Genomic DNA, 24,272 nt, shown 5'->3' with positions numbered 1-24,272 from the left:
GTGCAGCACGGACGGCGCCGTGCCGCAGGCCCTCAGCCGACGTGCACGTGCGGACGGCGGGCCCGGTCGGGCTCGGCCTCCCGCAGCACCTCGCGGGTGACCGGGGCGACCTCGCCGGATCCCAGCAGCAGGAAGCGCAGCAGCTGGGTGAGCGGGTTGCCCTCGGTCCACTCGAAGTAGACGTGCGGGATCGTGCCGCTGCGGTCGCGGACCTGCAGCAGCAGGGCGGCGATGGCGTTGGGCACCGAGGAGCCGGTGACCGCGAGCACCCGGTACCGGTCGTGCAGGATCTCCCCGCGCACGTCCAGCCGGCTCTCGAAGTCGGAGGGGTCGCGGACGGTGACCTCGACGAAGACGACCTCCTCGTCGGGGATGTCGTGGTCGCGGCGGATCTGCTCGAGCTTGGCGCGGTACTCCTCCGGGTCCCTCCGGTCGGGCTCGTTGGCGACCAGCCGGATCCGGCGGTGGCGGCAGTCGCGCAGGAACACCTCGGCCGTGGGGTCGAAGGAGACCTCGGTCGTGCGCAGCTCCAGGGACCGCCGGGACCGGGAGACGAAGGAGACCGCGACGATCGCGGCGATGAAGAGCAGCCCGATCTTCAGCCCGTCGGGACGCTCGACGATGTTGGCGACGGTCGTGTAGATGAACACCGCGGCGACGACGCCGAAGCCGACCGTCGCCCTGCGCTGACCGGCGGCCCGGGCGGAGAGGGTGACGGCGACCGAGGCGGAGGTGATGAGCACCAGGACGCCGGTGGCGTAGGCACCGCCCTGGGCGTCGACGTCGGCGTCGAAGAGCCAGGTGACCACGAACGCGATGGCGGTGAGCACCAGGACCATCGGCCGGACGGCGCGGGCCCACTCCGGTGCCATCCCGTAGCGGGGCAGGTAGCGGGGCACGATGTTGAGCAGGCCGGCCATCGCCGAGGCCCCGGCGAACCACAGGATCGCGATCGTCGAGACGTCGTAGACCGTGCCGAAGACCGGGCCGAGGTACTCGTGGGCCAGGTAGGCCAGGGCGCGCCCGTTGGCCTCGCCGCCGGGCTGGAACGCCGCCTGCGGGATGAGCAGGGTCGTGATCAGGCTGGAGGTGAGCAGGAACCCGCTCATGATCAACGCGGCGGTGGTGAGCAGCTTCTTCGTGCCGGCGATGCGGCCGGCCGGGTGCGCCTCGGTGTCCGTCGGCGCGCCCTGCACCAGCGGCATGACGGCGACGCCGGTCTCGAACCCGGACAGGCCCAGGGCCAACCGGGGGAAGACGATCAGGGCGATCGCGATGACCATGAACGGGTTGCCGTGCTGGGTGGTGAGCGCCTGCGACCAGTCGGTGACCAGGCCCGACGTCGTCGCCACCTGGTAGAGCCCGACGAGGACGACGACGAGGTTCAGCGCCAGGTAGACCCCGACGAGGGCGACGGCGACCCCGACCGCCTCGCCCAGGCCCTTGAGGAAGACCGCACCGAGCAGGGCGAGCAGCACCAGGGTGATGACCACCCGGTGGTCGCCCAGGCCCTCGGGCAGCAGCGGGTTCTCCACCAGGTGCGCTGTGGCGTCGGCGGCCGACAGGGTCATGGTGATGAGGAAGTCGGTGGCGGCGAACCCGAGCAGCACCAGCACGAAGAGCTTCCCGCGCCAGAAGGGCAGCAGCTTCTCCAGCATCGCGATCGACCCCTCCCCGTGGGGGCTCTCGCGGGCCACGCGGCGGTAGACGGGCAGTGCGCCCAGCAGGGTCAGCGCGACCAACACCAGGGTGGCGATGGGGGAGATGACGCCGGCGGCCAGCGCGGCGATGCCGGGCTGGTAGCCCAGGGTGGAGAAGTAGTCGACGCCGGTGAGGCACATGACCTTCCACCAGGGACGCCGGTGCTCCTCGTGCTGGGGCTCCACGTGCGGGCCGGGGTGGGCCGCGACGCGGTGCGCCTGGTCCTGGAGCAGCCAGTCACGGACCGGCTGCCGGGCCTCCTGTGCACCCGTCGTCGCTGTCGCCACCACTGCTCCCCGTCTCGGTCGGCCACCGGTGTGGCCCGTCGGCGACGGTAGGAGCAGTCCGGACCCCCGGACCGACGGCGGGCGTCAAGATGCCGTCAAGATCGGGCTGCGGCCCCGGGACTCACGGGGTGAACCGGTAGCCGGCCCCCGGTTCGGTGTGCAGGTAGCGGGGGTGGGAGGGGTCGGGCTCCAGCTTGCGGCGCAGCTGGGCCAGGTAGACCCGCAGGTAGTTGGTCTCCCGCTCGTAGGCCGGGCCCCACACCGACTGCAGCAGCTGGCGCTGGGAGACCAGCCGGCCGGTGTTGTGCACGAGCTCGGCCAGCAGCGCCCACTCGGTCGGGGTCAGGCGCACCGGCACGCCGTCGGCGAGGACCTGCCGGGCCGCGAGGTCGACGGTGAAGTGCTCGGTGACCACCACCGGGTCCGACCCCTCGGACACCCGCCGGCGCAGGGCCGCGCGCAGCCGGGCGAGCAGCTCGGCCATGTCGAAGGGCTTGGTGACGTAGTCGTCGGCACCGGCGTCCAGGGCACCGATCTTGTCGTTGCTGCCGACCCGGGCCGACAGCACGATCACCGGCCCGGCGAACCAGGGCCGCAGCCCCGCCAGCACCTCGGTGCCGTCCATGTCGGGCAGGCCCAGGTCCAGCACGATCACGTCGGGGTGGGCCGAGGCGGCCTCGCGCAGGGCGGTGGTGCCGTCGGGTGCGGTGACGACCTCGTGGCCGGCCGCGGACAGCGTGATCCGCAGGGCGCGCAGCAGCTGGCGGTCGTCGTCGACGACCAGCACCCGGCTCACCGGGCCACCGCCGTCGACACGCGGGGACCGTGCACCGGTGCCACCTGCAGCCCGAGCACCATCGTCAACCCGCCCCCGGGGGTGTCCTCGGCCTCCAAGGTCCCGCCCATCGCCTCGGTGAGCCCGCGGGCCACGGCCAGCCCGAGGCCGACGCCCTGCCCGGCGGGGGCGTCCCCGAGCCGCTGGAAGGGGGCGAACACCCGGGCGCGGTCGGCGGCGGCGACCCCGCGGCCGCGGTCCACGACGCGCAGCTCGACCCGGTCGGCGACCGCGCCGGCGGACACCGTGATCGGCCCGTCGGGGGCGTGCCGGGCGGCGTTGTCGGCCAGGTTGGCCACCACCCGCTCCAGCAGCCCGGGGTCGGCGAGGACGACGGGCAGGTCGTCGGGGGCGGTGACGGTGATCCGGCTGGGGTCGCTGACCCAGGTCAGGGCCCGGTGGACGACGCTCACCAGGTCGGCCGGGGCGGTGACCGGGGTGACCGCACCGGCCTGCAGCCGGCTCATGTCCAGCAGGTTGTCGACCAGTCCGGTGAGCCGGTCGGCGGACTCGTCCACGGTCTCGACCAGCTCGGCCCGGTCGGCCTCGGTGAGGTCCAGGTCGGTCGACCGCAGCGCCGAGGAGGCGATCTTGATGCCGGCGAGCGGGGTGCGCAGGTCGTGGCTCACCGCGGCGAGCAGTGCCGTGCGCATGCTGTTGCCGGCGGCGAGCTCGGCTGCCTCCGCCGCCTGGGTGGTCAACCGGCCCTGCTGCAGGGCCACCGCGGCCTGCTCGGCGAAGGCGACCAGCACCCGCCGGTCGCTGGGGGTCAGCGACCGTCCGCACAGCCGCAGCCGCAGCGTGTCGGTGACGACGACGTCCTCGGTCGGGCCGTGCTCGTGGCCGCAGGAGGCCACGACGGCGGCCGCACCGGTCTCGGAGCCGGCCTCGACCATGCTCACCGCCTGCAACCCGAACGCCTCTCGCACCTGCTCCAGCAGGCTGGGCAGACCGCGGTTGCCGGCCAGCACGGCCCGGGACAGCGACGCCAGCAGCGCGGTCTCGGCGCGGGACCGGGCGGCGGCCGTGGCCCGGCGGGCGGAGCGGTCGACCACGGTGGCCACGGCCACCGCGACCACGAGGTAGCCGACCAGGGCGATGACGTCGTCCAGCTCGGCGATGGTCAGCCGGCCGGTGGGCTGGGTGAAGAACCAGTTCTCGGCCAGTCCGCCGACGACCGCCGCGACCAGCGCCGGGTACAGGCCGCCGACCAGGGCGACGGCGACCACGAAGAGCAGGAAGACCAGCAGGATGCTGGCCAGCGAGATGGCCGACCCCGCCGCCAGGCAGAGCGCGGTGACAGCCGGCACCCCCAGGAGGGCGACGGCCAGGCCGATCCACCGCCGGCGGGCGGTCAAGGACCCGGTAAGCGGGGGCAGGGCGAGGCCCCGGGGGCCGGCGGCGTCGTGGGTGACGATGTGCACGTCGATCTCCCCGGACGCGGCGATCACGTCCCCGCCGATGCCCCCGCGCAGGGCGCGGGCCCAGCGGGACCGGCGGGAGGTGCCCAGCACCAGCTGGGTGGCGTCGACACTGCGGGCGAACTCCAGCAGGGCCGCCGACGTGTCGTCCCCGACGACCTGGTGGTACGTGCCGCCGAGGGACTCCACCAGCGTCCGCTGGGCGCGCAGCGCGGTGGGGGAGGCCCCGGTCAGGCCGTCGGAGGACAGCACGTGCACGGCCAGCAGCACCCCGTCGCCCTGCCGGCGGGCGACCCGGGCGGCCCGTCGCACGAGCGTCTCGCCCTCGGGGCCGCCGGTGAGGGCGACGACGACCCGCTCGCGGGTCTCCCAGACGTGGTCGATGTCGTGCTCGGCGCGGTAGCGGCGCAGACCCTCGTCCACGCGGTCGGCCAGCCACAGCAGGGCCAGCTCGCGCAGCGCGGTCAGGTTGCCGACCCGGAACCAGTTGCCCATGGCGGCGTCGACCCGCTCGGCCGGGTAGACGTTGCCGTGCGCCAGTCGGCGGCGCAGCGCCTCGGGGCTCATGTCGACCAGCTCGACCTGGTCGGCCCGGCGGACCACCTCGTCGGGCACCGTCTCGCCCTGGGTGATGCCGGTGATCTGGGCGACGACGTCGGTGAGGCTGGCCAGGTGCTGCACGTTGACGGTGCTGATCACGCTGATGCCGGCCGCGACGAGCTCCTCGACGTCCTCCCAGCGGTGGGCGTTGCGGGACCCCGGGGCGTTGGTGTGCGCGAGCTCGTCGACGACCAGCCACTCCGGGTGGCGCTGCAGGGCCCCGTCGACGTCGAACTCCGACAGCGTCACCCCGCGGTGGGTGACCTCGGCGCGGGGCAGGACCTCCAGGCCCTCCAGCTGCCCGCGGGTGCGGTCCCGACCGTGCGTCTCGACCAGCCCGACGACGACGTCGGCGCCCCGGTCGGCGCGGCGGTGGGCCTCGCCGAGCGCGGCGAAGGTCTTCCCGACCCCCGGTGCCGCGCCCAGGTAGATCCGCAGGGTCCCTCGTGCCATGCCCCCATGATCACCGTTCTCCCGAGCTGGCGGCGCGCCTGAGGCGTCAAGGTCTCGTCAGGATCCCGGCCGGCCCCGGGCCTGCGGCGTCAGCAGAGCGTCAAGGACCGGGGTGGTCGGTGTCAGGAAGACGTCAAGACGGCCCGAGGGAGTGTCCCGGGCTCCTAGCGTCCCCGGCTGCAGGTGATCGGCATCGGGCCGGTCACGGCGCGAGAACGAGGATGCAACTGTCGTGACCGACGTGGTCTACGTGCTGCTGACGCTGGTGGTCTTCGGACTGCTGGCACTGGCCGTGCGCGGGGTGGAGAAGCTGTGATCGAGACCTGGATCGGGTTGGCGGTCGCGATCGGACTGGTCGGCTACCTGCTGGCGTCCCTGCTGTTCCCGGACCGGTTCTGATGTCCTCGACGGCAGCCGGGTGGCTGCAGCTGGCGCTGCTGGTCGTCGCCCTCGTGGCGGTGCACAAGCCGCTGGGTGACTGGATGGCGCGGGTCTACACCAGCCCGCGGCACTGGCGGGTGGAGAAGCTGGTCTACCGGGCGGTCGGCGTGGACGCCGAGTCCGACCAGCGCTGGCCCACCTACCTGCGGGCGGTGCTCGCCTTCTCCCTGGTCGGCGTGCTCGTGCTCTACCTGCTCCAGCGCATCCAGGGGCTGCTGCCGCTGGGCAACGGGATGGCCGCGGTCGAGCCGGGGTCGGCCTGGAACACCGCGATCAGCTTCGTGACGAACACGAACTGGCAGGGCTACGCCGGTGAGTCGACGATGGGCCACCTGGTCCAGATGGCCGGCCTCGCGGTGCAGAACTTCCTCTCCGCCGCGGTCGGGCTGGCCGTGCTGGCCGCCGTGGTCCGCGGGTTCGCCCGCCGCGACACCGACCGGCTGGGCAACGCCTGGGTCGACGTCACGCGGTCGATCACCCGCCTGCTCCTGCCGCTGGCGGTCGTGGCCACCGTGGTGATGGTGCTCGGCGGCGTCGTCCAGAACCTGTCCGCCGGCACCGACGTCTCCACGCTGGCCGGGGGGTCGCAGTTCGTCCCCGGCGGGCCGGTGGCCTCGCAGGAGGCGATCAAGGAGCTGGGCACCAACGGCGGCGGGTTCTTCAACGCCAACTCCGCACACCCCTTCGAGGGCCCGACGGCCTGGGTGTCGCTGTTCCAGGTGTTCCTGATCCTGCTGATCCCGTTCTCGCTGCCCCGCACCTTCGGGAAGATGGTCGGCGACCGCCGCCAGGGGCTGGCGATCCTCGGCGTCATGGCCACGCTGGCCACGGTCTCCCTGACCCTCATCACCGTCTTCCAGTCCCGCGCCGGCGGCGCCGCCACGCAGCTGGCCGGGGGAGCCCTCGAGGGTCAGGAGGTGCGCTTCGGCGGACCGCTGTCCTCGCTGTTCGCCGCGTCCACCACCCTGACCTCGACCGGCGCCATCAACGCCCAGCACGACAGCCTCACCCCGCTGGGCGGGATGGTGACGCTGTTCAACATGATGCTGGGCGAGGTCGCGCCCGGCGGTGTGGGCTCGGGCCTCTACGGGATGCTCGTGCTCGCCGTCGTCGCCGTCTTCGTCTCCGGCCTGATGGTCGGGCGGACGCCGGAGTACCTGGGCAAGAAGCTGGGCCGCCGGGAGATGACCCTGGCCAGCCTCTACATCCTCACCACCCCGGCGATCGTGCTCGTCGGCGCCGCCGTCGCGATCGCGGTGCCCGCCGGGCAGGCCGGGATGCTCAACGACGGTCCGCACGGGTTGAGCGAGGTGCTCTACGCCTTCACCTCCGCCGGCAACAACAACGGCTCCGCGTTCGCCGGGCTCAGCGCCAACACGCCGTTCTACAACACGGCGCTGGGGCTGGCGATGGTCTTCGGACGCTTCCTGCCGATCGTCCTGGTCCTCGCCCTGGCCGGCAGCCTCGCAAGGCAAGGCCGCGCCCCGGTCACCGAGGGCACCTTCCCCACCCACCGGCCGCTGTTCGCCGGTCTCCTGACCGCCGTCGTGCTCGTCGTCGTCGGCCTCACCTACTTCCCGGTGCTCGCACTCGGGCCTCTCGCAGAAGGACTGTCATGACCGCCTCACCCGTCACCGAACGGCCCGACGCGCCGACGGAGACACCCACCGCGCGTCGGCCCACGATCCAGTGGGGCCCCGCCCTGGTCGGCGCCGTCCGCAAGCTGGACCCGCGCGGCCTGGTCCGCCAGCCCGTCGTCTTCACCGTCTGGGTGGGCTCGGTGTTCTCCACCGTGCTGGCCGTCACCGACCCCACGGTCTTCGGCTGGCTGATCGCGGTCTGGCTGTGGTTGACCGTGCTGTTCGCCAACGTCGCCGAGGCCGTCGCCGAGGGCCGCGGCAAGGCCCAGGCCGCATCGCTGCGCAAGGCCCGGACGACGACGGTCGCCCACCGCACCGACGGCACCGAGGTGGCCTCGGCCGACCTGCGCCCCGGCGACGAGGTCGTCGTGGTCGCCGGCCAGTCGATCCCCGGGGACGGCGACGTCGTCGAGGGCATCGCGAGCGTCGACGAGTCCGCGGTGACCGGGGAGTCCGCGCCGGTGATCAGGGAGTCCGGCGGTGACCGCTCGGCGGTCACCGGCGGCACCACGGTGCTGTCGGACCGGATCGTCGTGCGGATCACCAGCAAGCCCGGGGAGACCTTCGTCGACCGGATGATCGCCCTGGTCGAGGGCGCCTCCCGGCAGAAGACCCCCAACGAGACGGCGCTGAACATCCTGCTGTCCTCGCTGACGATTGTCTTCGTCCTCGCCGTGGTGACCCTGCAGCCCTTCGCGGTCTACTCCGGCGCCGAGCAGTCGATCACCGTGCTGATCGCGCTGATCGTCTGCCTGATCCCGACGACCATCGGGGCGCTGCTCTCGGCCATCGGCATCGCCGGGATGGACCGGCTCGTGCAGCGCAACGTGCTGGCGATGAGCGGGCGCGCCGTGGAGGCCGCCGGCGACGTGGGCACGCTGCTGCTGGACAAGACCGGCACCATCACGCTGGGCAACCGGCAGGCGGCGTCCTTCCAGCCGGTCGGCGGGTGCTCGGACGCCGAGGTCGCCGACGCCGCGCAGCTCGCCTCGCTGGCCGACGAGACTCCCGAGGGGCGCTCCATCGTCGTGCTGGCCAAGACCGGCTACGGCCTGCGCGAGCGCAGCGACCTGCCCGGCGCCGAGTTCGTGCCCTTCACCGCGCAGACCCGGATGAGCGGGGTCGACCTGCCCGACGGCCGGCAGCTGCGCAAGGGCGCGGCCGGGGCCGTGCAGGCCTGGGTCCGCTCCCTGGACGGGCCGATCCCCCCGGAGGTCGGCGACGTCGTCGACGGCATCTCCGCTGCCGGTGGCACCCCGTTGCTGCTGGCCGAGTCGGTGGGGGAGCGGGCCCGCGTCCTGGGCGTCATCGAGCTCAAGGACGTCGTCAAGGAGGGCATGCGCGAGCGCTTCGACGAGCTCCGCCGGATGGGCATCCGCACCGTGATGATCACCGGGGACAACGAGCGCACCGCCCGCGCCATCGCCGCCGAGGCCGGCGTCGACGACGTGCTCGCCGAGGCCACGCCGGAGGACAAGCTCGCCCTCATCGCCAAGGAGCAGGAGGGCGGCCGGCTGGTCGCCATGACCGGCGACGGCACCAACGACGCCCCGGCGCTGGCCCAGGCCGACGTCGGCGTGGCGATGAACACCGGCACGTCGGCCGCGAAGGAGGCCGGCAACATGGTCGACCTCGACTCGAACCCGACGAAGCTCATCGAGATCGTGGCCATCGGCAAGCAGCTGCTCATCACCCGCGGCTCGCTGACCACGTTCTCCATCGCCAACGACCTCGCGAAGTACTTCGCGATCCTGCCCGCGATGTTCGCCCCGGTCTTCCCCGGCCTGGACACCCTCAACGTGATGCGGCTGAGCTCGCCGGAGTCGGCGATCCTCTCCGCCGTCGTCTTCAACGCCCTGATCATCGTGGCGCTGGTGCCGCTGGCCCTGCGCGGCGTGAAGTACACCCCCGGCTCGGCCTCGGCGATGCTGCAGCGCAACCTGCTGGTCTACGGACTCGGCGGGGTCGTGTTGCCCTTCATCGGGATCAAGCTCATCGACCTGCTCGTCTCCCTCATCCCCGGGATCGCGTGATGCCTGCACCTCGTCAGGGCCGCCAGCTGCTGGCCGCCGTCCGCGCCGTCGTCCTCGCCACCGTGGCGCTCGGACTCGTCTACCCGCTGCTGATGACCGGGATCGCCCAGGTCATCGCGCCCTCGAAGGCCGACGGGTCGCTGGTCACCAGCGCCGACGGCACCGTCGTCGGGTCCTCCCTCCTCGGGCAGGGGTTCCTCGACGGGTCCGGTGACCCGCTGCCGGAGTACTTCCAGTCCCGGCCCTCGGCCGGTGACTGGGACGGCGCGGCGTCCGGGGGCTCCAACCTGGGCCCGAACTCCACCGAGCTCGCCGACACGATCGCCGAGCGCCGCACCGAGGTGGCCGCCTTCAACGGCGTCCCCGAGGCCGACGTGCCCGCCGACGCCGTGACCGCCTCGGCCTCGGGCCTGGACCCCGACATCTCCCCGGAGTACGCCGCGATCCAGGTCCAGCGGGTCGCCACCGCGCGGGGTGTGTCCGCCGACGAGGTGGCCGCCCTGGTCGACACGGCGACCGCGGGCCGGGACCTGGGCGTCATCGGGGCGCCCTCGGTGGACGTGCTGGAGCTGAACCTGGCCCTGGACGAACAGCTGGGCTGAGCCACCGCACCCACGGCGCCGCCGACCCCCACAGGGGTCGGCGGCGCTCCCACACCTCGCGGAGCTGAGCGAGCTGCTCGACGAGGGCTGTCTGCACGCCGGGCACCTGCTCACCGCCCGTGCCGTGGCCGCCGGCCGCCTGCTACAGCTCCAGCGGCTCTCCGACGCGGGCTGCGACCGGGCCGGCCCCGAGCTGGACCGGTTGCTCGGCGGCGGGCCCCGCGCCTGAGCCGACGTCTCGTCCTGCGTCGGTCGAACGGCAGACGTGGTGTCGGTCTCACCGCCTCCGGATGTGCGGCGGCCGTGCCAGAGGGGGACCGCAGGTGCGCGGTGCCCCCGAGCGGAGGGCATCGGCCCTGCTCAGCGGCCCCTACCGTCGGCAGCACCCATCCCCGAGCACGAGGAGCACGCCATGCGTCTGTCCACCCGCAACCAGCTCGCCGGCACCGTCACCGAGATCACCGTCGGCTCGGTCATGACCACCGTGAAGATCGACGTGTCCGGTCAGACCGTCACCGCCGCCGTCACCAAGGAGGCCGTCGAGGAGCTGGGGCTGTCGGTCGGCTCCCCGGTCGTCGCGCTCGTGAAGTCCACCGAGGTCATGCTCGGCGTCGAGGACTGACCTCCGTCCGACCCCACCTCGACCCCGCTCGGAACCGCCGCGCGCTGCCCCACCAGCGGGATCACCGGCGGGGCAGCGCCCGGACCTCGTTGCCGCGGGAGCGGTGGCTCAGTTCCGCCAGGCCGAGCGCCTCGAGCAGGGGTGGCAGGTAGGCACCGACGCGTCCGCGGTACCCCGTGCGCAGTCCGTACCAGCCGCCCACGGGGTTCGTCGTGGACCTGCCCCACGCCTCGACGGTCCCGGGGACGGGTGTCTTCCCCTCGTCGGCCGCCCCGAGCGGGACCCACCCCTGCTGATCCAGCAACCAGGCGTGGAGGTCCTCGACGATCCGGGCCCGGTACCGCAGCGTCGTGGAGCCCACCCGGCAGGGGAGTTCGGCCGGGTCGGGCTCCACGTCCAGGAACGCCGTGTAGGACGACGTCCCCGCCGCGGTGGCGAGCACCCAGGGGCTCCCTGGTGTCCCGGACCCCTCCGCCGTCGCGCGGGGGAGGGTGTCCTCGGTGCGTGTCTCGTGCTCCATGCCCGGACCTTCCGGGGGGACCGGCCCCGTGCCCAGGGTCGGAGGTCCTGCCCGATGGGACCGTGTCGAGGCGGGGGAGGCCCGGGTCTCAGCCGGGGTGCCCGGGCGCGTGGTGCGCCAGGCGGTGGTGCGGGTCCCTCTCGTGCCCGGCGGGGCCGACGTGGACCGTCGCGTCGACGAGCTGGGGGACGTCGTGGAGCAGCCGGTGGTGGACCTCGACGGCGATGTCGTGGCCGGCGACGACGCTCAGGGCCGGGTCCACGGTGACGGCGGCCTCGGCTCGCAGGCGGTGCCCGGTCCAGCGCAGCCGCAGCCGTTCGACGTCCAGGACGCCGGGGGTCGCCCGGATGCCGGCCTCGGCGGCGTCGACGACCTCCGGGTCGACGGCGTCCATCAGCCGGCGCCAGACGTCGGTGGCGGCGCCCCTGAGGACGACGAGGATCGCGACGGTGATGGCCAGGCCCACGAGCGGGTCGGCCAGGGGGAACCCGGCGAGGACCCCGAGGGCACCGACGACGACGGCCAGCGAGGTGAGCCCGTCGGTGCGGGCGTGCAGGCCGTCGGCGACGAGTGCGGCCGAGCCGATCCTGCGCCCGATCCGGATGCGGTAGACCGCGACCACCTCGTTGCCCACGGCCCCGATGAGGCCGGCGGCGATGACGAGACCGACGTGGCTGAGCGGCTGGGGGTCCAGGAGCCGCCGGACGGACTCGTACCCGGCCAGGACCGCGGACAGAGCGATCATCAGGACGATGAACACGCCCGCGAGGTCTTCGGCCCGGTCGTAGCCGTAGGTGTACCGGCGGGAGGCGGCGCGGCGGCCGAGCAGGAACGCGATCCACAGCGGGACGGCGGTCAGTGCGTCGGAGACGTTGTGCACGGTGTCGGCCAACAGCGCGGTCGACCCGCTGGTCCAGACGACCGCCGCCTGGGCGAGCGCGGTGGCCAGCAGCACGAGCAGGCTGACCTTGAGTGCGCGGATGCCTGCGGCGCTGGACTCCAGCGCTGCGTCGATCGAGTCGGCGGAGTCGTGGCTGTGCGGGCGGAGCAGCCCCAGCACGAGCCCCTTCAGGCCGGTCGGGTGGTCGTGCGGGTGCTCGTGGCCGTGGTGGCGCTCGCTCGGCCTGGTCACCGTCCGGTGCTCTCGTCGCGGGCGGTGAGGAGTGTGACGTCGGTGTCGGCGCGGTGGTGGTCGGGGACGGCGGCGGTGGCGTGGTCGGCGTTGTAGACGGCGTCGGTGACCAGCTGGGCGATGTGGTCGTTCTCCAGCCGGTAGAACACCGACGTCCCCTCCCGCCGGGTGTGCACGAGCCGGGTCATCCGCAGCTTGGCCAGGTGCTGGGAGACCGAGGCGGGGGTCTTGCCCACCTGCGCGGCGAGCTCGTTGACCGACAGCTCTCGGTCGATGAGGGCCCACAGCAGCTGGATCCGGGTGGCGTCGGACAGCATCCGGAACACCTCGACCGCGAGGTCCACCTGCTCCTCGGGCAGGGGACCCGTGTCTCTCTGGTTCTCCGCACGCATACGCAGACACTAGCTCAGCCAGACGTGCGGACACCGAGACGTGCGGCGAGGTCGGCGACCCGGGCGGCGATGTCGTCGCGGACCAGGCGCATCCGGTCCATGCCCTCGATGCCCCGGGCGGACGGTTCGTCGGTCACCCACGTCTCGAACCTGGTGCCGGCCGCGCCCCGGACGAGCTCCAGGTCGATCCGGGCCTCACGGCCCAGGGTGACGACGACGTCGGCAGCCGCGAGGAGCTCGGCGGTGACCGGCTTGGGCACGCCGTCGGAGACGTCCACCCCGACCTCGGCGAGCGAGGCGACCGACTGGGCGTTGAGCGTCGTGCCCGGGTCGGTGCCGGCGGACTCCACGGCAACCCCGGGAGCAGCGGCGCGCATCAGCCCGGCGGCCATCTGGGACTTGCCGCCGTTGCGGGCGCAGACGAACAGCACGCCCGGGGTCACGACCGGGTCTCCCCGGTCTGCGCCGGCACCGGGGCCGTGGGGTCCCCGGGGAACCACCGCCGGGCCGCCCACAGCGACACGTAGACCAGCGCGACCAGGACGGGCACCTCGATCAGCGGGCCCACGACCCCGGCCAGCGCCTGTCCGGAGGTGACCCCGAAGGTGCCGATCGCCACGGCGATGGCCAGCTCGAAGTTGTTGCCGGCGGCGGTGAAGGCCAGCGTCGCCGTCTTGGCGTAGCCCAGCCGCAGGCGCATGCCCAGCAGGAACGACCCGCCGAACATCAGCGCGAAGTAGGCCAGCAGCGGCAGCGCGATCCGGACGACGTCCCACGGCTGGGAGGTGATCGCGTCACCCTGCAGCGCGAAGAGCATCACGATGGTGAACAGCAGCCCGTAGAGCGCGATGGGCCCGATCTTGGGGAGGAAGCGGCCCTCGTACCAGTCGCGGCCCTTCGTGCGCTCCCCGATCGTGCGGGTCAGGAACCCGGCGACCAGGGGGATGCCGAGGAACACCAGCACCGAGACCACGATCGCCCCGACGCTGAACTCCGCCGAGGTGGTCGACAGGCCCAGCCAGTTGGGCAGGAGCTGCAGGTAGAACCAGCCCAGCGCCGCGAAGGCGACGATCTGGAACACCGAGTTGATCGCGACCAGCACCGCGGCGGCCTCCCGGTCACCGCACGACAGGTCGTTCCAGATGAGCACCATCGCGATGCAGCGGGCCAGGCCGACGATGATCAGGCCGGTCCGGTACTCCGGCAGGTCGGGCAGCAGGACCCAGGCCAGAAGGAACATCAGCGCCGGCCCGAGGACCCAGTTGAGACCGAGCGAGGCCAGGAGCAGCCTGCGGTCCCCGGTGACCCGGTCCAGCTGGTCGTAGCGCACCTTGGCGAGCACCGGGTACATCATCAGCAACAGCCCGATGGCGATCGGCAGGCTCACGTCCCCGACCTCCACCGCCCCGAGTGCGGTGACCAGTCCGGGGACGAACCGGCCCAGCAGCAGGCCCAGGGCCATCGCGGCGACGATCCACACCGGCAGGAACCGGTCCAGCGTGGACAGCCGGGCCAGCACCGGGGTCTTCATGTCGGTGCCCGGACGGGCGGTCTCGCGGACGGGGTCGCTCATGCGGGGGCCTCTCGACAGGAGGGATCGACGCCTGTCGATCCGACGGCGACTGTGCCCGAGGCATCGACAGACGTCAATCCGTCCGTCACGATGGCGGCGTGGACAGCAACGGGACGAGGCCGGAGCTCCCCCTGCTGGTCGACGGCAGCTGCTCCGCCGGTCCGCTGAGCGGTGGCATGCCCGCCGAGGAGGCCGTCGAGCTGGCCCGGGTGCTCAAGGCCCTGGCCGATCCGGCCCGGTTGCGGCTCCTGTCGCTGGTCGCCGACAGCCCCACCGCGGCGGCCTGCGCCTGCGACCTCACCGAGCCCCTCGGGTTGTCCCAGCCCACCGTGTCCCACCACCTCAAGGTGCTGGTCGAGGCGGGTTTCCTGGACGGGGAGAAGCGCGGGGTGTGGACCTGGTACTCCCTGGTGCCCGACGCCGTCGAGCGTGCGGTGGCCGCACTGCCCGGCCTGGGGCGGCTGGCACGGGCCTAGACCGTCGCCCTCAGTGCCGGTCGGTGGGCAGGGTGCCGGTGGAGGCGAGGTCGTCGGCGATGTCGCGCAGCTTGCGGTTGGTGACCGAGGAGGAGCGCACCAGCAGCCCGAACGCCTCGTCGGCGGTCACCTTGTAGCGCTCCATCAGGATGCCCTTGGCCTGCCCGATCGCGTCGCGGTGGGTCATCCGGCCGTACAGCCCCTCCTCGCGCTGCGCGCCGGCCAGTGCGATCGCGGCGTGACTGGCGAGCATGCTGCCGACCCCGGCGGCGGCCGCGGCCACGGTGAAGGCCGGCCAGCGCGGGTCGCCGGCCACGTCGTCCACCCGGACGACCAGTTCGTCCCAGACCGCGTCCAGGCACGGACCCTGCTGGAGGCGGTTCTGCAGGGCGTCGACCTCTCGGGGGAGGTCGCTGCTCCAGGCGCGGGCCTCGACGGTCGTGCGGCCGATGACGAAGCTGATGCCGCAGTCCTGGACGTGCGGCACCACCGACACCGCCGCGGTGGTGATGGCCTGCAGGGTGGCGTCGGTGTCGCCGTGCTCCTCCTGCAGCTGGCGGGCCACCCGGCTCATCACCGAGCCGAGGTCGTTGTCGCTGGCCGCGCCCTGCTCGTCCGGCGTCATCTGTCGAACGTACGGCCACCCGGTGGACGACGGGTCGTCGTCGGGGGCTCAGTGGTCGAGCATCGGCCGGTCGAGGACGATCTCCGTGCCGTCGGGTCGGTACGTGCGCCAGCGTCTCCCGGGTGGTGCTCCGTCGTCGCGTTCGACGCGGAACCCGTGGTGGACCTTCGTGTGGTGGCGTTCGCAGAGCAGCGCCGAGTTCTCCACGCTCGTGTCTCCACCGTCGCGGAGCCACTCGGCCAGGTGGTGNCGGAACCCGTGGTGGACCTTCGTGTGGTGGCGTTCGCAGAGCAGCGCCGAGTTCTCCACGCTCGTGTCTCCACCGTCGCGGAGCCACTCGGCCAGGTGGTGCACGTCGCACCAGTGGGTGGGGGCGTGGCAGCCGGCGAACACGCAGTGCCCGTCCCGGGCCTCCACGGCCTTGCGGATGTGGGGTGGGACGACCCGTTTGGTGCGGCCGACGTCGAGGGGGAGCCCGTCGGGGCCCATCACGATGCGGGTGACCGCGGAGTCGCAGGCGATCCACCGGGCCCTCGCCGCGGAGATGGTCGCGCCGAAGCCGGTGGTCGCCGTGTCGTGACCAGTCGCGGGGTCGACCAGATCCTCCAGGTCGATGGTGACCACCACCTGCGGCTTGACCGTGCGCAGGAACGGCAGGTCGCCGGCGGCCAGGGTGTTGTCAGCCCACTGGACCAGCGCATCGGCCTGCTGTTGGGCCCGGTTCCGCAGGTCTCCGAGGGGACGGTCGGCCTGCACGATCGACTCGATGACGGCCTGGACCTTCTCGAAGCCCACGGCGTCGAGGTCGAAGCGGCCGGACCCGGAGCCGTTGGCGTGCCGGGTCATGGTGAAGCGGCGCTCCTCGGTCGGGTCGGGCTCCGGGCCGTCGGGGTCCAGGGCGTTGCGGAACGCGTTCACCGCAGTGGCGAGCTTCGCGTGCGGAAGGGTCCGCGCGATCTCGGTCCAGGCCCCGTCGAAGGCATCGAGATCGATGTCCTGCTCGGCAGCCGCCGCGATGTCACACGGCCGCAGCGCGTCAGCCACGACACCGACCTGCGCAGCAGTGACCATCCCGTCGGCGAACGCCGCCTCCAACCGTGGCAGGTGCTCCAACACCCGACCGGCCTTCACCACTGCAGCAGCTGACCCGGTCGAGAAGTGGTGGTGCCCGCGCAGCAACGACTGCAACGTCCTCAGCCCGTCGTGCTCGGCAGCCCCGACCACGTCAGCGTGCCGGACAGTGCGGGTCAACTCCGCGCTCAGCCGGTTGATCGACTGCACCAGATCCGCCGTCCGGTCCAGCAGCTGACCGTCCACCAACCCGTGCAGGTCGTCGGCCGCGAGGGCGTCGACGGCGGACCGCAGCTCGCTCACGACACCTCCCAGGCGTTCGATCAGGCGTTCGAAGTCTACCGCGGGCGGACGGACAGAGCGAGGGGAATGGCCAGCTCAGAGGGGGTGTGGATGGGTTGCTGTCGCGTCGTCACCCATCGTGTCGCTGCGGCGGCACCGGGTCCTCGCGGTCACCGGCCCTGCCCGGTCGGGCAGTTGTGGCCGGGCCCAGGAGGGAGTCCAGTGGGGGCCGTCCCGAACACCGTCGTCCGGAGGTCCTCCCGTGCCGTCCTTCCCCCCGATCGCCCACGTCGCGGTGACCGTCACCGACCTGGCCCGCTCCACCGACTGGTACTCCCGGCTCTTCGGCGCGGGCGCGGTGCTGGACGAGGACGAGACCACCGGCGGTTTCCACCACACGGTCTTCGCCCTCGACGGCGGCTCGCTGTTCGGCCTGCACACCCACGGTGCCGAGCAGACCACCGACGCCTTCGACGCCCGGCGCACCGGCATGGACCACGTCGCGTTCGCCTGTGCGGACCGGGCCGCCCTCGAGCAGCAGGCCGCCCGGCTGGACGAGCTCGGCATCCCGCACGGCGGCATCGTCGACGCCCACTACGGCTCGGGCGTCTCGTTCACCGACCCCGACGGCATCGCCCTGGAGTTCTTCGCGCCCCCGGCCTGATCCCCGCGGCCGGTCAGGCCGGGGCCGCCTGGTGCACGGTGATCGCGTAGCCGTCGGGGTCGCTGAAGGTGAAGGTGCGGCCGAACGGCGAGTCGAACGGGGCGACCAGGACCGGGACCTGCTGGGCGGCGAGGTGGTCGTGCAGGCCCTGGGCGTCGTCGGCGGCCAGCCAGAGGGCGACCCCGGCCCCGGGTCGGGGGCTGACCGCGTCCAGGTCGAGGCCGGGGAGGGGCTCCCGGACGGCGAAGGCGATCGGGCTGGTGGTGAACACGACCGCCCCGGGAGGGCCGGCCGGGGCCCGGGTCAGGCCGAGGTGGGTCTCGTAGAACTCCGCGGCGCGCTGCACGTCGCGCACCTGGAGTGCGATGAAGTCGGGTCCGGTCACAGTGGGCACGTCGTCTCCTCGGTCGAGTGTCAGGTTCCTGACACGGCTGACGCTATGTCAGACTCCTGACATGGCGCAAGAGGTGGACCTGGAGAACTCCGTCGGCTACGCCCTCAAGCAGGCCTCCTCGGCGCTGAGGGGTGCGATGGACACCGCCCTGGACCCCCTGGGGCTGACCGTCTCCCAGTACTCCTGCCTCGAGCTCCTCGGTCAACGACCCGGGTTGTCCGGGTCGGAGCTGGCCCGTGGGGTCTTCGTGACACGGCAGTCGATGCAGACCCTGCTGCAGGGCCTGCAGGACCGGGGCCTGGTGGAGCGCCCGGAGTCCGCACCCCACGGTCGGGCGCTGCCCGCCGGCCTCACCCGGCGGGGGGCGGCGGTGCTCGCCGAGGCCAGCCGGGCCGTCGCCGCCGTCGAGACCCGGATGGTCCAGGCGCTGCCGGACCGCGACCGGAGGCGGCTGCTGGCCGACCTGCGCACCTGCGTCACGGCACTCGCCGGCCCCGTCGAGGGCGACTGACCCGACCGCCGTCGGTCGGTGCCCCGGCGGCGGCGCGCGGACGCGGGTCAGTCCCGGCGGTCCAGCAGCAGGTCGGCGACCGCCTGCGGGCGGGACAGGAAGGGGTGGTGCCCGGCGTCCAGCTCGACGACCTCGTCGGCGCGACGGGCGAACTCCCGCTGCGCCGAGGCCGGGGTGCCCCGGTCTCCCGTGCACACCAGGTACGTGGTGGGCACGTCGTGCCAGGCCGCGGCCCGGACCGGCGCGCCCACCACGCCCAGGCTCTGCCGGGCCAACCGCTCCAGGGCGGCGGGGACGACGTCGGGACAGTCCTGCAGGAAGGTGTCGGCCAGGGAGTCCGGTCGGACGCCCAGGGTGCCGGACCCGCCGTCGGGGTCGAGGAAGGGCGCGGGGTCGGGGCCGCCGAACGTCGCGAGGCTCTCCCCGACCTCGGGCAGGTAGCTGGACACCAGCAGCAGTCGGCGTACCGAGGTCACCCCGGCGGCGGCCTCGGCGGTCACGATCCCGCCGTAGCTGTGGGCGACCACGACCGTGGGCTCGTCGCTGCCCTGGAGCACCGCCCGGACGGCCGCGACGTCCTCGGCCAGTCCGGGGCCGTCCGGTCCGGCCGCCCGGCCGGTCTCGCCACAGCTGGGCAGGGCGGGCGCGAGGCTGACCACCCCGTGGCGCTGCAGCAGCTCGTCGGTGCGGTGCCACCACCAGGCCCCGTCGCGCACACAGGCGCCGTGCACGAACACGATGCGCATCGGGTCTCCTCCACCGTCGGGCCGTCTTCTGGGGAACGCTAGACGTACCGACCGTTACGTGAAAACGTGCCGGCGTGGGACGACGCAGGCAGCCCGAGATCCGACAGCGGTTGCTCGAGGCCCTCACCGACCACGTGCTCGACCACGGGGTGCCCGACCGGCTGCAGCCGCTGGCCGACGCCGCGGGCACGTCGCCCCGGATGCTGCTGTACCATTTCGGCACGCAGCAGGAGCTCCTGCGTGCGGTGCTGCGGCAGGCGCGGCTGCGCCAGCGGGAGGACTGGGGGAACCTGCTCCGGGCCCGCGCGGGGGAGGACTACCGGACGACGCTGGCCCGCGCCTGGACCGGGATCACCGGCAGCTCCGGTCAGCGCTACCTGGCCGTGTTCGACCGGCTCCGCGAGGACCCGGCGCAGCAGCTGTGGCCCGGCTTCCGCCGGGAGGCCACCACGGACTGGTTCGCCCCCCTGGAGGAGGGTCTGGCCGCTCTGGGTCGACCTGAGCTCGCCACGCTGGTCCTCGCCGTCATCCGTGGGCTGGTGATGGACCTGACCACCACCGGTGACCGCAGCCGGGTGGACGCCGCGTTCGAGGACTTCCTGGGCTCGCTGCCGACAGGACCGACCAGGGGATGAGGGCCGGCCGGCCGCGTTCGGCGACGTGGCCGCTGTCCCGGGTGTGTCGGGTCTGCTCTACTGATCGACAGCGGCTCCAAGAGCGAGGGTCGTGGTCGTGTCCGGACCCGTCGACACGACTGCGCGTGCCCTCGTGAGTCCGTGCACCTCTCGCCCGAGAGAGGCGCGCTGCCCCCTTGTCCGTCCGCATGTGCGCCCGACGGCGCCGTCCGGCAGCTAGACCAGGTGCGCGGGCTGATGCTCGGCGTCACCACCGAACGGACCCGGTCCTCCACGGTGGTCGACGTCCCCCGGGGGACCCTGGTGCTGGCCTACACCGACGGGCTGGTCGAGCACCGCGGGGCCGACCTGGACGAGGGCACCGCCGACCTCCTCGCGCTGCTGGCGGCCCCGGGCCCGCGGCCGGACCCCTCGGCCGTCACCCGCGCGGCGATGACGCTGGCCGACAACCGGCTAGACGACGTGGCCTGCATCAGCCTCACGCTGCACTGAGCGGGCGAGCGAGCCGCCGTCCGGTGCACCGACCGACAGGCGCCAGGTGGGTCTGCAGCTCCCGCCCGCACCCCGAGGTGTGGGCCGAGGATCAGAACCGGACGACGACCTGGGGCCTGGTGACCGCGTCGGCCCGGGCGACGGTCACCCCGCCGTCCTCGAGCACCACCAGCACCGGGAGGCGCCGAGGGGCCCGGGGGGTCCGGAGGCTCCCGTCCCAGGTCGAGCCGGGGTCCCGGGACCTCCGACCCTGGCCCGGGTGGTCGCCGCCGGACAGCGTGGTCAGCATGCTCCACCGCTGGGGTGGACGACCGTGAGGAGAACCGTGAGCGATGTCCGCGAACACGCCGAGGTGCCCGGTGGGATGGTGGTCGGCCACGACGGCTCGCGGTGCGCGCAGGAGGCGCTGGCCTGGGCGCTCACCGTGGCCGCCCGTGGGCACTGGCCCGTGCACGTGGTGCGCGCCTGGTCGATGACCAGCTGCCCCCGGCCGGCGTCGGCGACGCCCGGGTTCGTGCCGCCGTTGGCCGACTGGGAGGCGTCCGTGGCGGCCGAGCTGCGCGGACACGTCGCCGAGGTGCAGGCCGGCCGGGACGTCGAGGTGACCTGCCAGGTGGTCCACGCGGCCCCGGCCCGGGCGATGGTCGAGGCCTCGTCCGCGGCCGACCTCGTGGTGGTGGGGGCCCGCGGCCGGGGTGGGTTCCGGGGCCTGCTCCTGGGCTCGGTGAGCAACCAGGTGGTCGAGCACGCGCACTGCCCGGTGACCGTCGTCCGGTCGGGCACGGCCCGCCCGTCGGGATGACGGGTCCCCGCCACCCGGCGGGACCTGGCAGGCTCGACCGGGTCGGCCGGCCCGGTCGTGAGGAGGTGCGCGGTGGTCCACCTCCCCGTCCGGCACGGTGACCGACCCGGCGCCCTGGACGACGCCGGCGACCGGATCGACGAACTGGGCCGCGCCCAGCACCGACTGCGCGGGCTCCTCTCGGCGTTCCTGCAGGTGCAGTCCGGGGTGGACCTCGACGACACGCTGCGCCGGATCGTCGAGGTCGCCGTGGAACTGGTCGACGCCCGGTACGGCGCGCTGGGGGTGGTCGGCCGCGACGGGGGGCTCTCCCGGTTCATCCACCAGGGCATCGACGACGCGACCGTGGCCCGCATCGGCAGCCTGCCCCAGGGCCTCGGCGTCCTCGGGCAGCTCGTCACCCGTCCCGAACCGCTGCGGGCCGACGACCTCAGCGCCCACCCGTCCTCCGTCGGGGTGCCACCGGGTCACCCGCCGATGCAGTCGTTCCTCGGGGTGCCCGTCCAGGTGCGCGGCGAGGTCTACGGCAACCTCTACCTCACCGACAAGCGCACCGGGTCCTTCACCGCCGAGGACGAGGAGCTGGTCCTCGCCCTCGCCGGCGCCGCCGGGATCGCCGTCGACAACGCCCGGCGGCTGGCCGACGAGCAGGAGCGACGTCGCTGGGCCGACGCCGTGGCCACCGTCCGCGAGCAGCTGTTGGGCGGCACGGCACCCGGTGACGTGCTGAACCAGATCACCGACGCCGTCCGGCGGTTGACCGGCAGCGACGCGGCCCGGCTGATGGCACCGGTGGGGGAGCCCGGGACCTGGACCTCCCGGGCCCAGAGCGGACCCGGGCTGCCGGACTCGACCGGGGTGCCGCTGACCGCGGCCACCTCCTCGCTGGTCGAGGCGCTCGTCCGCGCCGACGGCGGGACCGTCCTGGACCTGGACTTCTCCGGTGTGCCCTCGGACCGGATGGCCGACCAGGAACGGTGGGGCCCGGTCCTCGGGGCGTCCCTGCGCACCGCGGACGGCAGCGAGGCGGTCCTGGTGGTGGGGCGGCGGCGGGACGCCGATCCCTACGACCCGTCGGTCGCCCCGCTGCTGCAGACGTTCACCGACCAGACCGCGCTGGCCCTGGACATGGCCGCCCGGCAACGACTGGCCCGCAGTCTGGACGTCTACGCCGACCGCGACCGGATCGCCCGGGACCTGCACGACCACGTCATCCAGCGGATCTTCGCCGCCGGTCTCACGCTCCAGGCGGTGCTGCCCCAGCTGCTCGCCGACGGCGTCCCCCGCGACCGGGTGCTCGACGTCGTCGGTCAGCTCGACACGGTGATCCGGGACATCCGCTCCACCGTGTTCGACCTGCACAGCACCGCCGACGACGCCCGCGACCCCAGCCTGCGCCGCCGCGTGCTGGACGCCCTCACCGGGTCCGCGGGCACGTTGGCCACCAGCCTGCGCACACGGGGACCGGTCGACGCGCTGGTCACCGGGGCGCTGGCGGCCGACGTGGAGGCCGTCGTCCGGGAGGCGGTGAGCAACGTGACCCGGCACGCCGCCGCCCGGTCGGTCACCGTCACGGTCACCGTGGAGGGATCCGAGGCCGTGGTGGTCGAGGTCGTCGACGACGGCGTGGGCATCGTGCCGACCGCACACCGCAGCGGGCTGGACAACCTGGCCACCCGGGCGCACGCCCGCGATGGGGGCTTCGACGTCGCCGCACGACCCGAGGGCGGGACGTGCCTGCGCTGGAGCTCACCGCTGCGGTGAGTCCGCCCTCAGTTCGGTCGCCAGGATGGCCACCTGGGTGCGGCGTTCCATCCCGAGCTTGGCCAGGAGGTGGGAGACGTAGTTCTTGACCGTCTTCTCCGCCAGGAACATCCGGGCGCCGATCTGCCGGTTGGTCAGCCCCTCCCCGATGAGCTCGAGCACCGTGCGCTCCTGCTCGGACAGCCGGCTCACCGGTCCTGCGGGCAGCTCGCTGCGGCGCATCCGCTCCAGCACCGCCGCCGTCGCCGCGGGGTCCAGCAGGGAGCCCCCGGCGGCCACCGTGCGCACCGCGGCGACCAGGTCCTGGCCGAGGATCTGCTTGAGCAGGTAGCCCGAGGCCCCGGCCAGGATCGCGCTGAAGAGCGCCTCGTCGTCGCTGAAGCTGGTCAGCATCAGCACCCGCAGGTCCGGCATCCTCGACATCAGGTCGCGGCAGACGGTGACGCCGTCCCCGTCGGGCAGCCGGACGTCGAGGACCGCCACGTCCGGTCGCAGTGCCGGGATGCGGACCATCGCCTCGTGCGCGGTGCTGCCCTCCCCGACCACCTCGATCGCCGGGTCGGTGCCCAGCACGGCGGCGATGCCGCGCCGCACCACCTCGTGGTCGTCGAGCAGGAAGACCCGGACGGTGGCCGGGGCACCGTCCTCGACGGTGCTCACCGGTGGAACGGGGTGCCGACGTGGGAGTCCATCCGGTGACCGTAGGTCGTCGGCACGTCTCGCGTCAGGGACCAACGTCCCGTCCGCCGGCACGGCGGGACCTGCGACCCCGCCGGAGGGGACCGGTGACCCCCCGGCCCTGGAGGGTCCCGACCGCAGGGTCGGGGGGTGACGCCAGACCCCGACACGGCGCCCCCGCGACCTGGTCCGGTGGTCTGCGGGGTGGACGGCTCGCCCTCGGCCACCGACGCGGCGTGGGCGGCCGCCCGGGCGGCCGCGTGGCTCGGGGTGGGGTTGCACCTGGTCCGGGCCCTGGAGTGGCCGGCCGCCGGGGTCCCGGGACTGCCGCCGGGCGACGCGGGCCGGGTCGCGGCCCGCCGGTCCGCCCTCACCGAGCTCTCCCGGCTGGCCGACGCGGTGCAGGTCTCCCACCCCGGGGTCCCGGTCACCGGGGGCCTGACGGACGGGACGGCCGCCGACGTCCTCACGTCGGCCGCCGTCGGTGCGTCGCTGCTGGTGGTCGGGGTGCGTGGACACAGCGCGCGGGAGGGCCCCCGCGCCGGGTCCGTCGCGGTGGCCCTGGCCCGCTCGACACCCGGGCCCCTGCTGGTCCACCGGCAGGCCGCTCCGGGCGCCGACGGGGTGGTCGTCGCCGACGACGGTGCACCCGGCAGCGCCGCCCTGCTGGACACCGCGCTGGGCACCACCCGTCCCGGCCTCCAGGCGTGTCGGCGGGTGTCCCGGGTGCCCTCCGGCGCGTTGCTCCTCGAGCTGTCGGCGACGTCGTCCCTGGCGGTGGTCGGACGCCCCCCGGGAGCCGGCCCGCTGGCAGAGACCACCAGCACGCTGCTGCGCCGGGGGCCGTGCGCGGTGCTCGTCGTGCCCGTGCGCTGACCCC

At 73.7% G+C, this 24,272-nt stretch carries 27 protein-coding genes and 1 pseudogene; 13 read left to right on the top strand and 15 right to left on the bottom strand.

All coding sequences use genetic code 11. The annotated features are described in order from the left end of the window. Positions 1–32: 32 nt before the first annotated feature. The 3 genes from ASG36_RS19860 to ASG36_RS19850 all read right to left on the bottom strand — a co-directional run bounded on the left by ASG36_RS19860 (position 33) and on the right by ASG36_RS19850 (position 5,297). Entirely contained in the window at positions 33–1,988 is a 1,956-nt protein-coding gene (locus ASG36_RS19860) for a hypothetical protein (RefSeq protein WP_055768324.1), read from the bottom strand. A gap of 121 nt (positions 1,989–2,109) precedes the next feature. Then, on the bottom strand, positions 2,110–2,784 hold the full coding sequence (locus tag ASG36_RS19855; protein WP_055768320.1) for a response regulator: 675 nt from the start codon (positions 2,782–2,784) through the stop codon (positions 2,110–2,112). After that, positions 2,781–5,297 carry a DUF4118 domain-containing protein gene (locus ASG36_RS19850; protein ID WP_055768317.1) on the bottom strand — a complete coding sequence of 839 codons (2,517 nt, stop codon included), beginning with the start codon at positions 5,295–5,297 and terminating at the stop codon, positions 2,781–2,783. The genes ASG36_RS19855 and ASG36_RS19850 overlap by 4 nt, the downstream gene beginning before the upstream one ends. A gap of 183 nt (positions 5,298–5,480) precedes the next feature. Here ASG36_RS19850 and kdpF point away from each other — a divergent pair, with 183 nt between their 5' ends. The 5 genes from kdpF to ASG36_RS19830 all read left to right on the top strand — a co-directional run bounded on the left by kdpF (position 5,481) and on the right by ASG36_RS19830 (position 10,635). After that, positions 5,481–5,696 (top strand): K(+)-transporting ATPase subunit F, encoded by a 216-nt coding sequence (gene kdpF, locus ASG36_RS23120; protein WP_200944590.1) that lies wholly within the window; start codon positions 5,481–5,483, stop codon positions 5,694–5,696. Next, positions 5,696–7,357, top strand: a complete 1,662-nt coding sequence (gene kdpA / locus ASG36_RS19845) for a potassium-transporting ATPase subunit KdpA (protein WP_055768314.1) — start codon at positions 5,696–5,698, stop codon at positions 7,355–7,357. The genes kdpF and kdpA overlap by 1 nt, the downstream gene beginning before the upstream one ends. Further along, a complete protein-coding gene (gene kdpB / locus ASG36_RS19840) occupies positions 7,354–9,411 on the top strand; it encodes a potassium-transporting ATPase subunit KdpB (RefSeq protein ID WP_055768311.1) in 2,058 nt (685 codons plus the stop codon). The genes kdpA and kdpB overlap by 4 nt, the downstream gene beginning before the upstream one ends. Then, a complete protein-coding gene (gene kdpC / locus ASG36_RS19835) occupies positions 9,411–10,013 on the top strand; it encodes a potassium-transporting ATPase subunit KdpC (protein ID WP_055768307.1) in 603 nt (200 codons plus the stop codon). The genes kdpB and kdpC overlap by 1 nt, the downstream gene beginning before the upstream one ends. A gap of 412 nt (positions 10,014–10,425) precedes the next feature. Beyond that, entirely contained in the window at positions 10,426–10,635 is a 210-nt protein-coding gene (locus ASG36_RS19830; RefSeq protein WP_055768303.1) for a molybdopterin-binding protein, read from the top strand. A gap of 61 nt (positions 10,636–10,696) precedes the next feature. Here ASG36_RS19830 and ASG36_RS19825 read toward each other — a convergent pair whose 3' ends face one another. The 5 genes from ASG36_RS19825 to arsB form a co-directional block, all read right to left on the bottom strand. Continuing rightward, positions 10,697–11,155, bottom strand: a complete 459-nt coding sequence (locus ASG36_RS19825) for a DUF6855 family protein (protein ID WP_055768301.1) — start codon at positions 11,153–11,155, stop codon at positions 10,697–10,699. Between the two features lie 88 nt (positions 11,156–11,243). Further along, on the bottom strand, positions 11,244–12,287 hold the full coding sequence (locus ASG36_RS19820) for a cation diffusion facilitator family transporter (protein WP_055768298.1): 1,044 nt from the start codon (positions 12,285–12,287) through the stop codon (positions 11,244–11,246). After that, positions 12,284–12,631 (bottom strand): metalloregulator ArsR/SmtB family transcription factor, encoded by a 348-nt coding sequence (locus ASG36_RS19815; RefSeq protein WP_304437808.1) that lies wholly within the window; start codon positions 12,629–12,631, stop codon positions 12,284–12,286. The genes ASG36_RS19820 and ASG36_RS19815 overlap by 4 nt, the downstream gene beginning before the upstream one ends. A 62-nt stretch (positions 12,632–12,693) precedes the next feature. Then, positions 12,694–13,122, bottom strand: coding sequence for a low molecular weight phosphatase family protein (locus ASG36_RS19810; RefSeq protein WP_235495321.1), 429 nt, complete (start codon positions 13,120–13,122; stop codon positions 12,694–12,696). Continuing rightward, complete coding sequence (arsB, locus tag ASG36_RS19805) at positions 13,119–14,252, bottom strand: ACR3 family arsenite efflux transporter (RefSeq protein WP_055768292.1); 1,134 nt, start codon at positions 14,250–14,252, stop codon at positions 13,119–13,121. Before arsB ends, ASG36_RS19810 begins: the two co-directional genes overlap by 4 nt. 98 nt (positions 14,253–14,350) lie before the next feature. On the opposite strand from arsB, the gene ASG36_RS19800 reads away from it, so the two are divergent. Continuing rightward, positions 14,351–14,728, top strand: coding sequence for a helix-turn-helix transcriptional regulator (locus tag ASG36_RS19800; protein WP_235495319.1), 378 nt, complete (start codon positions 14,351–14,353; stop codon positions 14,726–14,728). Positions 14,729–14,738: 10 nt separating this feature from the next. Here the strand turns inward: ASG36_RS19800 and ASG36_RS19795 are convergent, their stop codons facing one another. From ASG36_RS19795 to ASG36_RS19790, 3 genes and pseudogenes are all read right to left on the bottom strand, one after another. After that, the gene (locus ASG36_RS19795; protein WP_055768290.1) at positions 14,739–15,353 is read right to left on the bottom strand and encodes an ANTAR domain-containing protein; all 615 of its coding nucleotides are present in this window, start codon (positions 15,351–15,353) and stop codon (positions 14,739–14,741) included. Positions 15,354–15,401: 48 nt separating this feature from the next. After that, positions 15,402–15,602, bottom strand: a pseudogene (locus tag ASG36_RS23115) (hypothetical protein); the annotation flags it as partial. A 1-nt stretch (position 15,603) separates the two neighbouring features. Further along, positions 15,604–16,634 (bottom strand): HNH endonuclease signature motif containing protein (locus tag ASG36_RS19790; RefSeq protein WP_235495348.1); only part of this gene is annotated, 1,031 nt, incomplete at its 3' end. A gap of 334 nt (positions 16,635–16,968) precedes the next feature. Between ASG36_RS19790 and ASG36_RS19785 the strand changes: the two genes are divergently transcribed. Further along, positions 16,969–17,370: a VOC family protein gene (locus tag ASG36_RS19785; protein WP_055768285.1), complete on the top strand. Its 402-nt coding sequence runs from the start codon at positions 16,969–16,971 to the stop codon at positions 17,368–17,370. A 13-nt stretch (positions 17,371–17,383) separates the two neighbouring features. On the opposite strand, the gene ASG36_RS19780 is transcribed toward ASG36_RS19785, so the two are convergent. After that, on the bottom strand, positions 17,384–17,764 hold the full coding sequence (locus ASG36_RS19780; protein WP_055768282.1) for a VOC family protein: 381 nt from the start codon (positions 17,762–17,764) through the stop codon (positions 17,384–17,386). 61 nt (positions 17,765–17,825) lie between these two features. On the opposite strand from ASG36_RS19780, the gene ASG36_RS19775 reads away from it, so the two are divergent. Further along, positions 17,826–18,275 carry a MarR family winged helix-turn-helix transcriptional regulator gene (locus ASG36_RS19775; RefSeq protein WP_055768279.1) on the top strand — a complete coding sequence of 150 codons (450 nt, stop codon included), beginning with the start codon at positions 17,826–17,828 and terminating at the stop codon, positions 18,273–18,275. Between the two features lie 47 nt (positions 18,276–18,322). Here ASG36_RS19775 and ASG36_RS19770 read toward each other — a convergent pair whose 3' ends face one another. After that, on the bottom strand, positions 18,323–19,021 hold the full coding sequence (locus tag ASG36_RS19770; protein WP_055768276.1) for an alpha/beta fold hydrolase: 699 nt from the start codon (positions 19,019–19,021) through the stop codon (positions 18,323–18,325). A 74-nt stretch (positions 19,022–19,095) separates the two neighbouring features. Here ASG36_RS19770 and ASG36_RS19765 point away from each other — a divergent pair, with 74 nt between their 5' ends. Together ASG36_RS19765 and ASG36_RS21650 are read left to right on the top strand one after the other, a co-directional pair. Next, positions 19,096–19,656 carry a TetR/AcrR family transcriptional regulator gene (locus ASG36_RS19765; RefSeq protein WP_055768273.1) on the top strand — a complete coding sequence of 187 codons (561 nt, stop codon included), beginning with the start codon at positions 19,096–19,098 and terminating at the stop codon, positions 19,654–19,656. 141 nt (positions 19,657–19,797) lie between these two features. Beyond that, entirely contained in the window at positions 19,798–20,148 is a 351-nt protein-coding gene (locus ASG36_RS21650; RefSeq protein WP_162245215.1) for a SpoIIE family protein phosphatase, read from the top strand. Positions 20,149–20,239: 91 nt separating this feature from the next. Here ASG36_RS21650 and ASG36_RS19755 read toward each other — a convergent pair whose 3' ends face one another. After that, complete coding sequence (locus ASG36_RS19755) at positions 20,240–20,437, bottom strand: hypothetical protein (RefSeq protein WP_055768267.1); 198 nt, start codon at positions 20,435–20,437, stop codon at positions 20,240–20,242. A gap of 36 nt (positions 20,438–20,473) precedes the next feature. Here ASG36_RS19755 and ASG36_RS19750 point away from each other — a divergent pair, with 36 nt between their 5' ends. Both ASG36_RS19750 and ASG36_RS19745 read left to right on the top strand, forming a co-directional pair. Beyond that, positions 20,474–20,950, top strand: a complete 477-nt coding sequence (locus ASG36_RS19750; protein WP_055768264.1) for a universal stress protein — start codon at positions 20,474–20,476, stop codon at positions 20,948–20,950. A 72-nt stretch (positions 20,951–21,022) separates the two neighbouring features. Next, complete coding sequence (locus ASG36_RS19745) at positions 21,023–22,714, top strand: GAF domain-containing sensor histidine kinase (RefSeq protein WP_055768262.1); 1,692 nt, start codon at positions 21,023–21,025, stop codon at positions 22,712–22,714. On the opposite strand, the gene ASG36_RS19740 is transcribed toward ASG36_RS19745, so the two are convergent. Further along, positions 22,700–23,374 carry a response regulator transcription factor gene (locus tag ASG36_RS19740; RefSeq protein ID WP_055768258.1) on the bottom strand — a complete coding sequence of 225 codons (675 nt, stop codon included), beginning with the start codon at positions 23,372–23,374 and terminating at the stop codon, positions 22,700–22,702. The genes ASG36_RS19745 and ASG36_RS19740 overlap by 15 nt on opposite strands. Before the next feature lie 222 nt (positions 23,375–23,596). On the opposite strand from ASG36_RS19740, the gene ASG36_RS19735 reads away from it, so the two are divergent. Then, positions 23,597–24,268: a universal stress protein gene (locus ASG36_RS19735; RefSeq protein WP_055768255.1), complete on the top strand. Its 672-nt coding sequence runs from the start codon at positions 23,597–23,599 to the stop codon at positions 24,266–24,268. Positions 24,269–24,272 lie beyond the last annotated feature (4 nt).

Origin of the sequence: Geodermatophilus sp. Leaf369 (assembly GCF_001424455.1) — a bacterium.
Classification (GTDB): Bacteria; Actinomycetota; Actinomycetes; order Mycobacteriales; family Geodermatophilaceae; genus Klenkia.
This window is presented reverse-complemented; position numbering and strand designations above follow the sequence as displayed.